14 protein-coding genes are annotated in these 13,882 nt (G+C 61.8%); 2 read left to right on the forward strand and 12 right to left on the reverse strand.

Features of this window, described 5'->3' with window-relative positions; genetic code table 11:
* Positions 1-39: 39 nt before the first annotated feature.
* The 3 genes from CGZ66_RS05510 to CGZ66_RS05520 all read right to left on the reverse strand — a co-directional run bounded on the left by CGZ66_RS05510 (position 40) and on the right by CGZ66_RS05520 (position 2,783).
* A complete protein-coding gene (locus CGZ66_RS05510; protein ID WP_095082353.1) occupies positions 40-900 on the reverse strand; it encodes a C40 family peptidase in 861 nt (286 codons plus the stop codon).
* A gap of 95 nt (positions 901-995) precedes the next feature.
* Entirely contained in the window at positions 996-1,346 is a 351-nt protein-coding gene (locus CGZ66_RS05515; protein WP_056588405.1) for a MarR family winged helix-turn-helix transcriptional regulator, read from the reverse strand.
* A gap of 72 nt (positions 1,347-1,418) precedes the next feature.
* The gene (locus CGZ66_RS05520; protein ID WP_095082355.1) at positions 1,419-2,783 is read right to left on the reverse strand and encodes a leucyl aminopeptidase family protein; all 1,365 of its coding nucleotides are present in this window, start codon (positions 2,781-2,783) and stop codon (positions 1,419-1,421) included.
* A gap of 124 nt (positions 2,784-2,907) precedes the next feature.
* On the opposite strand from CGZ66_RS05520, the gene CGZ66_RS05525 reads away from it, so the two are divergent.
* Positions 2,908-3,729 (forward strand): tetratricopeptide repeat protein, encoded by an 822-nt coding sequence (locus CGZ66_RS05525; RefSeq protein WP_095084270.1) that lies wholly within the window; start codon positions 2,908-2,910, stop codon positions 3,727-3,729.
* A 174-nt stretch (positions 3,730-3,903) separates the two neighbouring features.
* On the opposite strand, the gene CGZ66_RS05530 is transcribed toward CGZ66_RS05525, so the two are convergent.
* The 9 genes from CGZ66_RS05530 to CGZ66_RS05570 all read right to left on the reverse strand — a co-directional run bounded on the left by CGZ66_RS05530 (position 3,904) and on the right by CGZ66_RS05570 (position 12,999).
* The gene (locus tag CGZ66_RS05530) at positions 3,904-4,926 is read right to left on the reverse strand and encodes a type II secretion system F family protein (protein ID WP_095082357.1); all 1,023 of its coding nucleotides are present in this window, start codon (positions 4,924-4,926) and stop codon (positions 3,904-3,906) included.
* A gap of 9 nt (positions 4,927-4,935) precedes the next feature.
* Positions 4,936-5,949: a type II secretion system F family protein gene (locus CGZ66_RS05535; RefSeq protein WP_095082359.1), complete on the reverse strand. Its 1,014-nt coding sequence runs from the start codon at positions 5,947-5,949 to the stop codon at positions 4,936-4,938.
* Positions 5,950-5,969: 20 nt separating this feature from the next.
* On the reverse strand, positions 5,970-7,475 hold the full coding sequence (locus tag CGZ66_RS05540; RefSeq protein WP_095082361.1) for a TadA family conjugal transfer-associated ATPase: 1,506 nt from the start codon (positions 7,473-7,475) through the stop codon (positions 5,970-5,972).
* Positions 7,476-7,504: 29 nt separating this feature from the next.
* Positions 7,505-8,788 carry a CpaE/TadZ family protein gene (locus tag CGZ66_RS05545; protein ID WP_245331028.1) on the reverse strand — a complete coding sequence of 428 codons (1,284 nt, stop codon included), beginning with the start codon at positions 8,786-8,788 and terminating at the stop codon, positions 7,505-7,507.
* Between the two features lie 43 nt (positions 8,789-8,831).
* Positions 8,832-9,569, reverse strand: a complete 738-nt coding sequence (locus tag CGZ66_RS05550; protein ID WP_095082365.1) for a CpaD family pilus assembly protein — start codon at positions 9,567-9,569, stop codon at positions 8,832-8,834.
* A gap of 12 nt (positions 9,570-9,581) precedes the next feature.
* Positions 9,582-11,099 carry a type II and III secretion system protein family protein gene (locus CGZ66_RS05555; RefSeq protein WP_095082367.1) on the reverse strand — a complete coding sequence of 506 codons (1,518 nt, stop codon included), beginning with the start codon at positions 11,097-11,099 and terminating at the stop codon, positions 9,582-9,584.
* Positions 11,096-11,911 (reverse strand): Flp pilus assembly protein CpaB, encoded by an 816-nt coding sequence (cpaB, locus tag CGZ66_RS05560; protein ID WP_095082369.1) that lies wholly within the window; start codon positions 11,909-11,911, stop codon positions 11,096-11,098. The genes CGZ66_RS05555 and cpaB overlap by 4 nt, the downstream gene beginning before the upstream one ends.
* A 214-nt stretch (positions 11,912-12,125) precedes the next feature.
* Positions 12,126-12,644: an A24 family peptidase gene (locus CGZ66_RS05565; protein ID WP_095082371.1), complete on the reverse strand. Its 519-nt coding sequence runs from the start codon at positions 12,642-12,644 to the stop codon at positions 12,126-12,128.
* A gap of 178 nt (positions 12,645-12,822) precedes the next feature.
* Positions 12,823-12,999: a Flp family type IVb pilin gene (locus CGZ66_RS05570; RefSeq protein WP_095082373.1), complete on the reverse strand. Its 177-nt coding sequence runs from the start codon at positions 12,997-12,999 to the stop codon at positions 12,823-12,825.
* A 327-nt stretch (positions 13,000-13,326) separates the two neighbouring features.
* On the opposite strand from CGZ66_RS05570, the gene CGZ66_RS05575 reads away from it, so the two are divergent.
* A complete protein-coding gene (locus CGZ66_RS05575; RefSeq protein WP_095082375.1) occupies positions 13,327-13,749 on the forward strand; it encodes a pilus assembly protein N-terminal domain-containing protein in 423 nt (140 codons plus the stop codon).
* The last annotated feature ends 133 nt before the right edge of the window (positions 13,750-13,882 follow it).

The following is a 13,882-nucleotide window of genomic DNA, read 5'->3' on the forward strand; positions in this document are numbered from 1 at the left end:
ATCGCCAAGAAGAATCGGAACAAAAGGGGATCGAAGGCCTTAAGGCCGCCGAAAACCGGTCGGGCCGCCATAGAGATAGCCGATGCGGGCGATCGCCTCCTTCAGCCCTTCGCGCGACACCAGCATGGTGTGGCCATTGGCATGGATCATCGTATCGGCGTCGGTCATGACGGCGACATGGCCTTTCCAGAAGACGAGGTCGCCGCGCCGCAACCCGGTGTAATCCGGGCCAGGATCGAGCGGCTCGCCGAGAGTCGCCGCTTGCATGTCGGAATCGCGCAGCACGTCGCTTCCGGTCATGCGCATCGCCAGTTGCACAAGGCCCGAACAGTCGATGCCGAAACCCGAAGCGCCGCCCCACAGATACGGTGTGCCGAGAAACATCTCGGCCACCGCAACATAGTCGGCTGCCGCATTACCGACAGGCCGCAGATGGCCGGCGATGATCGCCTCGCCGGAAGGCAGGACGGCATAGTGCGTGCCGCGCGTTTCGGCTGCACCCGTCACCGCAACCGTCGATCCCATCGACAATTGTCCGGCGATCGGAAACCGCAGATCCGGCGCGGGGTAGAGGAAGGTGCGCGGCACCGACACGATATGGGTCGCCGCCTGATCCCGCCCGCCCAGCATGGTATCGGCGACATAACCGACATAACCATCGCGCTCGGCCTGGATCCAGGCCCAGCCTTCGGCGACCTCGAAGACGAGGACATCATCGCCGAACAGGGCTTGCGTGTTGACGCCGGCATCCGGCCGCGGCGCTTTGCGCACATCGGCCACGGACGCGGTGATCCGCGCCGGCCGGCCGGCGACGAAGCGGTCGGCGGCGACCTCGCCCTTCAGCCGCGCATCGGCAAGGTCGGAACGGAAAGCGTGAAGGCGGGCATCCCTGGCGGTCAAATCAGCAACTCTGCTTTATTATGTTGACGCATGATCTTGTCCGAAAAACTGGTTCCCGCTTCTTGCTGCGCTGACCTGCGGTTCGGGATCGTGCTTCAAATCGGCAATTCGTGGGCCTTGGCAATGATACCATCGCCGAAGCGCTCGACAAAGAGCGCGCCCTCGACCGTGCGCCTGATCAGCACATTGCGCTTGTCGAGCTCGTCGCGATGGCGCGACACGAGCTTCAACGCACCCATCGTGTCGAGCGCGCGGGTGATCACCGGCTTGGTGACATTGAGGCGGGCGGCGAGCCCGCGCACCGTGTGCGGCGGCGGATCGAGATAGATGGTGAACAGGATCGCCGTCTGGCGCATGGTCAGGTCGGGCGCGTCGTCGCGCACCTGCGACAGCATCACTTGCTGCCACAGTCGCAAGGCCTGGCTGGGGCGCATGGCAATCGACATCCGAGCAGCATGACGGCAAATTGTTTCGGTTCCGTTTCAGTTTCTGCAATTTGCCGGCTCTGCTTGTCGCTATCAGCCAAAGCGTTTCGAGATGATCCGCTCCAGCGCGCGAATGCCCTGCGCCTCGCCGCCCGCGGGGCCATACGCACGGTCGGCGGGGTTCCAGGCGAAGATGTCGAAATGCGCCCAGCCGGCGGTCTTTTCGACAAAGCGCTTGAGGAAGAGTGCCGCCGTGATCGAGCCGGCGAAACCGTCCGTGGTGACGTTGTTGATGTCGGCGATCTTCGACGACAGTTTTGCATCGTAAGGCCGCCACAACGGCATGCGCCACAGCGGATCTTCGGCGGCGACGGAAGCCGCCGCCAGGTCGGACGCCAGTGCGTCGTCGCCGGTATAGAAGGGTGGCAGGTCGGGGCCGAGCGCGACACGGGCTGCCCCGGTCAGCGTCGCCATATCGACCAGAAGCTGCGGTTCCTCCTCGTCGGCCAAGGCCAGCGCATCGGCCAGCACCAGTCGCCCCTCGGCGTCCGTGTTGCCGATCTCGACGGTAACGCCCTTGCGGCTCGTCAGCACGTCGCCCGGCCGGAAGGCGTTGCCGGCGATCGAATTCTCGACCGCGGGAATGAGCACGCGCAGACGCACGTTCAGCCCGGCGGCCATGATCATCGATGCGAGACCAAGCACATTGGCCGCGCCGCCCATGTCCTTCTTCATCAACAGCATGCCGGACGACGGCTTGATGTCGAGACCGCCTGTGTCGAAACAGACGCCCTTGCCGACCAGCGTCACCTTCGGCGCGCCCTGCGGCCCCCATCTCATGTCGATCAGGCGCGGGGCGCCGGTCGACGCGCGACCGACGGCATGGATCATCGGGAAATTCCGGTCGAGGAGATCGTCGCCCGTCACCACCGAGATTTCGGCACTGTGCGCTGCGGCGAGGCTCCGCACCGCCTTCTCCAATTCTTCCGGACCCATGTCGCTGGTCGGCGTGTTGACCAGATCGCGTGTCAGGAAGACGCCATCGGCAATGCGGCGAACGCGCCCGGCATCGACGCCGGCCGGCAAGACGAAGCGCAGCGCCTTGCCGGATTTCTTGCCATAGCGGGTAAAGACATAGCCGCCGAGCACCAACGCAGTTGCCGCCAGCTCCGGCTCGGCCGGCGCGGAGGCGAAATGCCAATCGCCTTCCGGCAAGGCTTTCGACAACGCACCAAGAGCGAGTGCGCCCTCGCCATCGCCGATACCGAACAAGGCGCCGCCGAGGGCTCCCTTTTCGCCGGGCACGACCAGCGTCCTGCCTGCCTCGCCTGAAAAGCCGTTTGCCCTGGCCCAGGCGACCGCGGCAGGCGCAAGACCGGCTGCTTCCAGCCCATCCCTGGCGACCAGATGGACCGGCAGCGCGCCCGGCAGTTTCTTTTCGACGAGTTCGACAGGCATTCGAGGTTCTCCGTGCGGCGCCCTTGAGTCGCCATTCTTAACCGTCCGTTAGGGTTAACAGAATATTTCTTCGGGAGGGAAGATGGCCACGCAATGGCCGCGTATGAATGGAGGCCCGGTGCCGATGCCGACCAACCGCACGATCAATGCCACGGGAAAACGGTTCATCACCACGGCGCTCGTGCTGGCGCTCGCGGCCGGTGTCGCCGGTTGCGCAACCGACAAGTTCACTACCGGTTCGATCGGACGCAACAGCGGCAAACCGCTGGAGGCCATGTCGGGCGGGGAACTGCACACTGCAACGGCGGCACTTGGCCAATCCTACGCCAGGAACCCCACCGACAAGCGTATCGCCACCAATTATTCGGCGGCGCTGCAGATGGATGGCGACGCCGACCAGTCGCTCGCCGTGATGCGCAAGCTGGCGATCGCCCTGCCGAAGGATCGCGACGTGCTCGCCTCCTATGGCAAGGCGCTGGCTGCCAACGGCCAGTTCGAGGCCGCTCTGGACGCCGTGCGCCGCGCCCAGACACCGGAATATCCCGACTGGAGGCTGGTGTCGGCCGAAGCGGCCATTCTCGACCAGATCGGCCAGAAGGACGACGCGCGCCAGCTTTATCGCAAGGCTCTCGAACTAAAGCCGAACGAGCCTTCGGTGCTCTCCAATCTCGGCATGTCCTACGTGCTGGAAGGTGACCTGCGCACCGCCGAAACCTATATGCGCTCCGCCGCGCAGCAGCCGAACGCAGACAGCCGGGTGCGCCAGAACCTGGCGCTGGTCGTCGGCCTGCAGGGCCGTTTCGACGAAGCCGAGAAGATCGCCTCGCAGGAACTCTCGCCCGAACAGGCACAGGCAAACGTCGCCTATCTGCGCCAGATGCTGGCCCAGCAGAACGCCTGGAGCCAGCTCAAGGACCAGGACAAGCCAAAGTCCGCGACCAACTAGATCTCGTCGCGCCGAACTCGCTTTAAGTCTTTGTTTGATGCATGTCGTTGGCCCAATACCGCTGCGTTCTTGTGCGACATGCTATGGACGACAATCTGCGACAACCTTGAAATGAAGAAGCCGCGCTGCGTTCAGCGCGGCTTCTTCATTTCTGATGCGGGACGAGCCTCGCCTCTATTGCGCTGTCGATGATGGTGCCGAACGATCGCCGAAGATGCCGCGCTGGCTGACCTGAATGCCGGCGGGGCCCAGAATGATCGCGAAAAGCACCGGCAGGAAGAACAGGATCATCGGCACGGTGAGCTTCGGCGGCAAGGCCGCCGCCTTCTTCTCCGCCGCGTTCATGCGCATGTCGCGGCTTTCGGCGGCCAGCACGCGCAGTGCATGCGCCACCGGCGTGCCGTAACGTTCGGCCTGGACGAGTGCCTGCGACACCGACTTGACCGATTCCAGGCCGGTGCGGCTTGCCAGGTTCTCGTAGGCCTGCCTGCGCTCCTGCAGATAGGAAAGCTCGGCGTTGGTGAGGATGAATTCTTCCGCCAGCGCCACCGATTGCGCGCCGATCTCGTCGGCGACCTTGCGCAGGGCCGCTTCCACCGACATGCCCGATTCGACGCAGATCAGCATCAGATCGAGCGCATCCGGCCACGCCATCTGGATCGACTGCTTGCGCTTGGTAGCGCGGTTGTTGACGTAGACGACCGGAGCGTAGAAGCCGCCATAGGCAACGAGGATGCAGACGAACACCCTGATGACCAATGGCTTGTCGGGCAATCCTCCGAGTACGAAGGTGTAGATTGCGCCCAGCGCGAAGCCGACAAAAGGAAGCACGAGACGGAAGAAAAGAAACCGCGTCAGCGGGTTCTGTCCGCGAAAGCCGGCGACCTTGAGTTTCTGCAATGTGCCCTCATCGGCGAGAGCGCGCCTCAGATCCAGCCGGTCGACAATGTTGCGCATACCAACCGACTGTTCCTCGCGCAGGCCCTTGCGACGGCGATCCGCTTCGACGGCAAGCCGGGCGCGCTGCTTGGCGCGCAGTTCGTCGCGTTCCAGCGCGACGGTTTTCATGCGTGACTTGAGCTGGTTTCCGCCAAACGCCGGCAGCAAGGTGAAAATGGTCGCAAACACCGCTATGGCGACCAGCATCGCGATCAGGAAGCTCGGATCGGTCAGGGATTTGATGACTTGGTCGGTCATGCCAGCATCCTAGACTTCGAAGTTCATCATCTTGCGCATTACAAAGATGCCGATCGACATCCAGACCGCCGAGCACCCAAGGATCAGGTGTCCAACGTTGGTGACGAACAGCGGCATCAGGTAGTTCGGGCTCGACAGGTAGACGAGAAACGCAACGATGAAAGGCAGCGCACCGATGATGGCGGCGGACGCTTTCGCTTCCATCGACAGTGCCTGGACCTTGGCTTTCATCTTCTTGCGATCGCGAAGCACGCGCGAAAGATTGCCCAGCGCCTCGGATAGGTTGCCGCCAGCCTGCGATTGAATCTGGATGACGATGCCGAAGAAGCTCGCCTCCGTGCAAGGCATGGTTTCGGGCATGCGCAAGGTCGCATCGGGGATCGACAGGCCCATCTGCTGGGAATCGACGATACGACGAAATTCGGTCTTCACCGGTTCGGGAGATTCGTTGGCTATCAGGCGCACGGCGTCGTTCAGCGGCAGGCCGGACTTGACTGCACGCACGATGATATCGAGCGCGTTTGGAAATTCGTTGAGGAATGCCTTGACGCGGCGGGCGCGACGAAACGAGACGAACCAGCGCGGCAGGCCGAGTGCGCCGGCCAGCAGCACGCCCGGCAGAACGAGCCGCGGCGCTCCGACCACAAAGGCAACCATCGTCAAAGCGAGGCCGCATATGGCGGAGTATATATAGAAGCGCTCGACGGTGGTCTTCAGGCCAGCCTGACGGAGTTGGGCTTTCAGCGGTGGTTTCTTGACCCTGCTGTCGTTGGTTTTCTGCTTTGCGTCGAGCTCGTTCAGCGAATCCTGAACCGACTTGCGCCGCTTGACGGCTTCCGCCGCGCGGTCACGCGAGGCCTTGACGACGGAGCGATCAGTCTCGGCGGACTTGATCGTTTCAAGCCGCTTGCCGACCTGTTTCTCGTTGCTGATCCGGGTGAACAGGAATGCATAGGCGACCGCGCCGGCGCTAAAGCCGGCGAGCACGACAAACGCCAGTACTGTGCCGTCAATTCCAAACATTGGCCAGAACCCTCACGCCGTCAGTCAGCGCGTTTCTCCATCGCTTCGAGCGCAGTGGCGAGGCGCTGCTCCTCGCCATAGTAGCGAGCCCGGTCCCAGAAATGCGGACGACCGATGCCGGTCGATACATGCTCTCCCAGCAGCCTGCCATTGGCGTCCTCGCCCTTGATGTTATAGAGGACGATATCCTGCGTGATGATGACGTCGCCCTCCATGCCGATCACCTCGGTGATGTGGGTGATGCGACGCGATCCATCGCGCAGGCGCGCCGCCTGGATGATCACGTCGATGGAGCCGACGACGATTTCGCGCACGGTTTTCTGAGGCAGCGAATAACCGCCCATCGCGATCATGGATTCGATACGGTTCAGGCACTCGCGCGGGCTGTTCGAGTGGATCGTTCCCATCGAACCGTCATGGCCGGTGTTCATCGCCTGCAGAAGGTCGAACACCTCGGGTCCGCGCACTTCGCCGACGATGATGCGCTCGGGACGCATGCGCAGGCAGTTCTTGACCAGGTCACGCATCGTTACCTCACCCTCGCCCTCCAGATTCGGCGGGCGGGTTTCGAGGCGCACGACATGCGGCTGCTGCAATTGCAGCTCGGCCGAGTCCTCGCAGGTGATGACGCGCTCCTCACGGTCGATATAGTTGGTCAGGCAGTTGAGCAGAGTCGTCTTGCCCGAGCCGGTACCGCCCGAGATGACGATGTTGCAGCGAACACGACTGATGATCTTGAGAACTTCGGCTCCCTGCGGTGAGATGGCGCCGAACCTGACCAGCTGATCCAGGGTCAGCTTGTCCTTCTTGAATTTGCGGATGGTGAGCGTGGCACCGTCGATGGAGAGCGGCGGCGCGATGACGTTGACGCGTGAGCCGTCGGGAAGACGCGCGTCGCAGATCGGGCTGGATTCGTCGACACGGCGGCCAACCTGGCTGACGATGCGCTGGCAGATGTTGAGGAGCTGCTGGTTGTCGCGAAAGCGGATGCCGGTCTGTTCGACCTTGCCGTTGACTTCGATGTAGACGTTCTTGGAGCCGTTGACCATGATGTCGGCGATGTCATCGCGCGCCAGCAACGGCTCGAGTGGCCCATAGCCGAGCACATCGTTGCAGATGTCCTCGAGAAGTTCCTCCTGCTCAGCGATCGTCATCGCGAAATTCTTGATCGCGATGATGTCGTTGACGATGTCGCGAATTTCTTCGCGTGCGCTTTCGGGATCAAGCTTGGAGAGCTGCGACAGATCGATGGTGTCGATGAGCGCGGCGAAAACCTGGCTCTTGGTGTCGTAATAGGATTCGCTCTTTTCGCGTTGGACCCGCTTCAGGTCCGGTGCCGATGACGGCGCATCGATTGTGCGGCGCGCCGGCGGCGCGACAGGTGCGCTTGGCGGAGGCGCAGCGGGGCGGGCAAGCACCGCCGTATCCGCAGAACTTACGGCCGCCGGCGCAACCGGGGTCGGTGCCGGCTGGCGAAATTCCGGCGTGAACCGGTTTCCGTCGTCGCTGCCTCTTTTACCAAACATGATCTGCTACCGATTCCACCGCTGAAACGTCATTTCTTGTTGCGCGAGAGCCTGCCAAGCAGATTGCCAAGCCCTGCCTTCTTCTTCGTCTTGATTTCACTGCGCCCAGTCAGCACGTGCGCGATTTCGTTGATCATCGCGACAACCGAGTTCTTGGCATCCATTTCGCCAAGCATGCGCCCGTTGTTGGCGGCGTTGCCGAACAGCAACGGATCAAAGCCAATGACCGACATCGGCGTCAGGCCGAGCGGCTCGGTGAAATCGGACGGTGAAATCTCCGGGCGCTTGGGGACGCCGGCCTGGTTGATGATCAGCTTCGGCGGCGGGTCGTTGGGACGAAGTCGCTTCAACATGTCGAACAGGTTCTTGGTGTTGCGCAGATTGGCCAGTTCCGGCGTCGCCGTGATGACGATCTCGTCGGCCTTGATCAGCGTGTTCTTGGTCCAGCCCGTCCAGGCATGGGGGATATCGAGCACCAGTAGCGGCACGCTGCGCTGGGCGGTGTCGATGAGCTGCGCGAAGGCTTCGGGATCGAAGTCATAGACCCTTTCGAGCGTCGAAGGGGCTGCCAGCAGCGACAGGTGTTCGGCGCACTGGGTCAGCAGACGGTCGAGATAGACTTCATCGATGCGCTCCGGCGAAAACACCGCCTCGGCGATGCCTTGCGCCGGATCCCGGTCGAAATTGATGTTGGCCGTACCGAAAGCGAGGTCGAGATCGGCGACGACCACCTCGGATTTGAACAGGGTGGACATCGCCCAGGCCACATTGTGGGCAATCGTGGAGGAACCGACGCCGCCCTTGGCGCCGACAAAGGCGATCGAGCGGCCGAGCGGCTCGGCTTCCGGATCAATGAAAATCGACGACACCACGCTGACGATGTCAGCCATCGAGACAGGTGCGATCACATATTCGGAAATGCCGGAGCGGATGAGCTCGCGATAGAGACCGACATCATTGTAATGACCGATCACCACCACCTTCGAGGTCGGATCGCAATATTCCGAGAGCTGGGCGAGTTGCTCCAGCAATTGCTTCGGCTCGCTGCGCGATTCCAGCAGGATAAGATTGGGCGTCGGCGCCGACTGATAGAATTCGATGGCGGTGGGGACGCCGCCCATATGGACCTTGAGATGCGCCTTCGTCATGCGGCGGTCCTCGCCGGCGCGCTCGACCGGATTTGCAACGCCCTCGGTCTCGCAGAATGCCTGGATCGAGATGCGCGGGATCGGCCGCAATGCCTGCATCGCGGCGATGTCTTGCTGCGAAGTATCGCTGCCATCCACCGGGGCGTCGTAGGCAAGGTTGCTCATGATCATACTCTTTCGCGTGGCCTGTTCTGTCCGAGACGGCGGCTCAGAAGTCTACTTCCGAATTGCTAAGGAAATCGCCCGAGATGCCTCTTTGACGGTAGACATCGATCACCGCGCCGCGATTTTCAGCATCGATGTCGGTAGATTTGCGCGGGCCGAGCAGATCGGCCGGGTTGGCCATTTGCGCGGCGAGATTGTTCTGATAGGAGCAGCCGAAGTCGGCATAATGCTTGTTTTCCGAGGTCTCGACCAGGTCAGCTGGCCAGCGTCCGCATTTGTCGGTCTGGGCTCTCACCGAGACAAAGGAGACGCGAACCGGCGAGGAGATCTCGCTCGAGGCGGCCTGATAGGAGGTGACGACGACCCGGTTGCGCTTGACACCAGCGGCGACCGCGAGCCGTGCGAAATCGCGGGCGGCCGCCGTCGCGGCGACCTCGTTGGCCGACCCGCTCGGGACCTGGATCGTCAGCGTCGGGGCGGCACTCTTGTCATAGCTGTCGAGGAAGCCCAGAAGCGTGTCGCGCTGCGATCCGGTCATGCCGCGATCGCCGGCGCCGACAGGCAGGTCGATCTTCTGGTTCTTCTCCGCGATCACGATCGGATGATTGGTGCGATAATCATCCGGAATCGCACCGACGGTGACGCTGTCGCGATTGGCGCAGCCGGACAGCAGCGCCGCTACCGCAATTGCCAGGACCGGAACGGCTCGCCCGCAAATCCGCGAACGGCCAAAGCGCATCGTCGTGGCGATGGTGCTTGCCTTCAATGCTGACTGAGACATGTCCGCTCCCGCCTATTTGTAGATGAAGCCGACAACGCCATGGTAACGGCCGTTGGGCTTGTCAGTCTGCATGGTGCCGTAGACGCGATTGACCCTGCCAAGGAACATGGCGGCGCCATCGCTGGCAGCGTTGAAATTGTCGTCCGGCTTGGCAAGGTCGTTGCGTGCCACGGGCCGTGCGAGATACGGCGTGATGATGATCACCAGCTCGGTTTCGTTGCGCACGAAATCCCTGCTGCGGAACAGCGCGCCGAGGACCGGGATCTTTGTTAGTCCGGGCAACCCGTTCACGGCTTGCCTGACATCGTCGCGAACCAGGCCGGCGATCATCATGGAGCCGCCCGAGGGCAGTTCCACGGTTGTGTCGGCAAGACGCTTGCGCAGTGACAGGGCATTCATGCCGGGGCTGGTCACGCCACTGGAAAACGAAACCGACCCTTCCGTTGTCGGCTCGGAAACCGAGGTTCTGACTTTCAGGCTTATGCGGCCGGGAGACAACACCACCGGCTGGAATTCCAGACCGATGCCGTACTCGATCTTGTCGACGCTGTAGGTCTTCAGGCCGGTCTGGTTGTCGGTCGATACATTCTGGGAGACGCCGCTCACCATGTTGTATTCACCACCGACCTTGAAGGTCGCCTTCTCGCCGGACACGGCGGTCAAGGTCGGCTCAGCCAGTGTCTTCATGACGCCGGACTGCTCCATGGCGTTAATATAGGCCTGCAGCCCCGAGGCGCCGATGTTGAAGCCCGAATTCGACAGCTGCTTGCCGAGGCCGGTGAAATTGTCGCTGACCGCGCCGTAGCTGATGCCGTTGCTGCCGCCACTGCCGACCATGTTGACGCCGAGCTGCTTCATCACCGAGCGGCTGACTTCGGCGACCGTCACCTTCAGCGTGACCTGATCGTCGCCGATGATCTGAAGCAGGTTGACGATCTTGCTGGTGCGGCGTTCCTGGTCCGGATTGTCGATCTGGACACCGTTCTGGGCCGAACCGCCGGCCGCGGTCTGCGAATATTGTCCCGTGGTCGCTTCACCGCCCGACACGAAGATCGTCGCCAGGTCGACGGCGCGTTTCGCGTCCAGCGGCGTGTCGACCGTCCCTGTCAGGACGACGTTGTCATTCAGCAGTTCCACCTTGATTGCCGACGTTGGAATGAAGCGCTTGATATAGTCTTCAAGGCCGGCAACGTCGCGTTCGACAGCCAGATCCAGGCTGACGATCTGCTCGCCATTCGGACCGAAGACAAAGATGTTCGTCTCGCCGACCGCCTTGCCGAACAGATAGATACGCCTTGCGGTGCGGGTCACTGCATCGGCGACCGCCGGGTTGGCGACGAGAATATCGTAGGCATCGCTCGGCAGGTCGATGACCACCGACTTGTTGAGGCCAAGCTTGACGCGCTGGGTTGCCGTTGATGCAGTGACCTGCGCGTTCTTTGCCTCGACGACGCCTTGCAGATTCGTCCCGATGAGCAGCAGGCTGAATGCCGCGGCTACAATTGCCGGCAGTTTACCACTTAGCCTCATTTCCTTGCCCCCACTTCGGAAACTTCGCCCGACTTGATCAGCCTCACCGTTCCCCTGCGGCCATCGCCGGAAACGAGATAGTCGGCCTCGCCCAGGTTCTTTTCCTGGGTGTCCGCGACCGCCCGCAGCGCCAGGGTCAGGCGATCCGCCATCTGCTGGGCAACGGTGATGATCTCCGCCTGACGCGGTGTCAGTTCCAGCGTGGCTGTCTGGCCCACCCTGGTCTTCTTGCCTTCCTCGTCCTCCTGAATGGTCTGGTCGATTGCCAGGACGCGGATGTTCTTGAGGATGGTTTCAGTGTTGAAACTGGTGGCGCCGCCGCCGCTGGCATCGCCCCTGCGGGTCATGATGACATCGACGAAGTCGTTGGGAAGAATGAAGCCGCCGGCCGACGTGTCGGCCGAGATGGCGGTGGCGACCGCCCGCATGCCGGAAGGCAGGATCGACGACATGAAGCTCTGCCCCTCGCCGATCAGCTTGGAACGCCGCAGAGGCTCTCCGGCGTACATCGCCACGCGGGCAACGGAGCCCTTCAGCTTTTCCAGCGCCTCTGGCTCGGCGGTGCGGGTGATGAAATTCGCGTTGATGCCGTCGGCGGGCCAGGATTGCCAGGCGATGTTTTTCTCGAGCGGACTGCCCATCGGAACGTCGCCCGAAAGCACTAGCACATCCTGCAGCGACACCCCCGGCGCCTGGGGCCCGGAATCGACGACGATCTGGGGCGGCGGTGCCACCATGTTCTTCGCGACATAACCGGCACCACCCGCCGCGGCCACCGCCACGCTCAGAATTATCAATCGCGATGCTGGCATCTGTCCGAACCCTTGCCCTGGCAAACCACGTAGCCAAGCCGGACTTTGCAGCGGCAATCGTCAAAACAAGGTTAATGTAATGCTTACGATCGTGATTAATTTAACGTTTACATAAATTAGCCGGAATGTGGCCTGACCGGCCAAAACGGGCCGTCCCGGCGTTGTCGAAAGCCGGCTGCGGCAATGCTGGTGGATAACCGAAATCGGATCGTGTTCAGGTCGCCAGCCTGGTCAGCGCCCAGACCATCAAGGGCGAATCCGGATAGGTCAGCAACCCGCCAAGGCCAAGCGCGATCCCGTAGGGAACCCCATTTGACTCTTCGGCGAAATGGCGCAGAAACGGATTTTGGCCGGTAACGGCCGCAAGCAGCGATTTCCGGTAGAGGAGGATGGCGAGCGTCAGCAGGCCGCCGATGATTGTCGAGACCACAAGATACTCGACGAGATGTATATTGAGACCCATCCACATCGCGGAGGCGGCCAGCAGCTTGGCGTCGCCACCACCCATGCCACCCATTGCAAAGAGGCCGAACGTCACGGCCAGGACCAGGGCGCCAGTGGCGATATGTCCGCCATAGGCTGCCCATTCCATACCCGTCAGCGGCGCAACCAGCGCGAAAACAACAACAAGCAGCACCGGCACGCGATTGGCGATCGTCATCGACAGCATGTCGGAGATCGCGGCAAACAGCATGCAGAACGGAAACACGACGAAGATCAGGGCTTCAAGCATCGGCGCTATGCCTATTGTCCGATTTCACAGGGCTCAATCTAGCCATGTTCGATTAACGATTGGTGAGGCCCGGAACGAAAAGGCGACTGGTATTGGCAGCGGAATAGAGAAGGGCCGCCACGCGGCAGCCCTTCTCCAGAACGTGATCCGAGCGCTCAGCGCTCAGCTATGCGGCAGATTAGCTGCCGCTGCTGTTCAAGGTGTTTCCGATAGCCATGAACTTGGTGTTGAGTGCATTGCCGAGCGCGCCAGCGCCAGTGATGATGGCGAGCGCGATGAGAGCGGCGATCAGACCATATTCGATAGCGGTCGCGCCGGATTCGTCCTTCACAAAACGTGCGATGAGATTAGACATTCGAGAGCTCCTACTCCACGTGTTACAGCACTTCCGTCAACTTCTGCGTTGGTTGATCGGATACTGGCAATCTAGGGAGAAGCTCTTTCGATCGGCTTAATAAACAGCCTTACCGATTCCTTTCCCGGTTCGAATATATTGCGTGGTTAACCCAGCACTAAATGCCGGCCGGCCCCATCCGTTTGCAGGGGTCGATGGTGGGGAGATCGCGCTCCGCAGGCAATCAAGTTGGCACGCCGCACCCTTCGACCAGGGTGTCCGCTTAACCGTTGGTTCACCAATCTCGTTCATGTTCCGTTGATCAGTCTGCTTGCGTGGAGCGCCTCAATGGCCCAGCCGAGATCGTCAATCGTGATTGCTGCGCTTCTTGTCGCCGCGAGCTTCGTCGCGCCCGCCATGGCCGGGGCCGGCATCGAGGTCACGATGAACCAGGCCAAGATCGTCAAACTGTCGCGTCCCGCCGATACGATCGTGGTCGGCAATCCGGCAATCGCCGACGCTTCCGTACAGGACGCCTCGACGATCGTGTTGACCGGCAAGGGTTTCGGCGTCACCAATCTGGTCGTGCTCGATACGGACGGCAGCCCGATCGTCGACGAACAGGTTACCGTCGTGCGCCAGGCCGCCTCGTCGGTGCGTATCTATCGCCGTGCAGAAATACAGACCATGTCCTGCACGCCCTATTGCGAAAGCTCCTATAAGAGTGATGCGGAGAAATCCTCCGAGGCTGAGATGAACGGCACCCGATAGGATGGCGCGGTGGAATGCCGTTCAGGTTATCGGCTGGTTAAGACGCCATCGACGACTTTAACGATCATTCAAACCGGGCCTCAATTGGTTTGCGCTAATACGCCTTCCGAGACCGCATAGAGATCGGCAGGAT

It is taken from the genome of Mesorhizobium sophorae (assembly GCF_002270415.1).
Taxonomy (GTDB): domain Bacteria; phylum Pseudomonadota; class Alphaproteobacteria; order Rhizobiales; family Rhizobiaceae; genus Mesorhizobium; species Mesorhizobium sophorae.

What these genes read in the sequence shown, in the direction of transcription:
- cpaB (WP_095082369.1), bottom strand. Translation starts at nt 11,911, where the DNA reads ATGCCAGCATCGCGATTGATAATTCTGAGCGTGGCGGTGGCCGCGGCG.
- CGZ66_RS05530 (WP_095082357.1), bottom strand. Translation starts at nt 4,926, where the DNA reads ATGACCGACCAAGTCATCAAATCCCTGACCGATCCGAGCTTCCTGATC.
- CGZ66_RS05555 (WP_095082367.1), bottom strand. Translation starts at nt 11,099, where the DNA reads ATGAGGCTAAGTGGTAAACTGCCGGCAATTGTAGCCGCGGCATTCAGC.
- CGZ66_RS05550 (WP_095082365.1), bottom strand. Translation starts at nt 9,569, where the DNA reads ATGTCTCAGTCAGCATTGAAGGCAAGCACCATCGCCACGACGATGCGC.
- CGZ66_RS05575 (WP_095082375.1), top strand. Translation starts at nt 13,327, where the DNA reads ATGGCCCAGCCGAGATCGTCAATCGTGATTGCTGCGCTTCTTGTCGCC.
- CGZ66_RS05515 (WP_056588405.1), bottom strand. Translation starts at nt 1,346, where the DNA reads ATGTCGATTGCCATGCGCCCCAGCCAGGCCTTGCGACTGTGGCAGCAA.
- CGZ66_RS05565 (WP_095082371.1), bottom strand. Translation starts at nt 12,644, where the DNA reads ATGCTTGAAGCCCTGATCTTCGTCGTGTTTCCGTTCTGCATGCTGTTT.
- CGZ66_RS05525 (WP_095084270.1), top strand. Translation starts at nt 2,908, where the DNA reads ATGCCGACCAACCGCACGATCAATGCCACGGGAAAACGGTTCATCACC.
- CGZ66_RS05570 (WP_095082373.1), bottom strand. Translation starts at nt 12,999, where the DNA reads ATGTCTAATCTCATCGCACGTTTTGTGAAGGACGAATCCGGCGCGACC.
- CGZ66_RS05545 (WP_245331028.1), bottom strand. Translation starts at nt 8,788, where the DNA reads ATGAGCAACCTTGCCTACGACGCCCCGGTGGATGGCAGCGATACTTCG.
- CGZ66_RS05520 (WP_095082355.1), bottom strand. Translation starts at nt 2,783, where the DNA reads ATGCCTGTCGAACTCGTCGAAAAGAAACTGCCGGGCGCGCTGCCGGTC.
- CGZ66_RS05535 (WP_095082359.1), bottom strand. Translation starts at nt 5,949, where the DNA reads ATGTTTGGAATTGACGGCACAGTACTGGCGTTTGTCGTGCTCGCCGGC.
- CGZ66_RS05540 (WP_095082361.1), bottom strand. Translation starts at nt 7,475, where the DNA reads ATGTTTGGTAAAAGAGGCAGCGACGACGGAAACCGGTTCACGCCGGAA.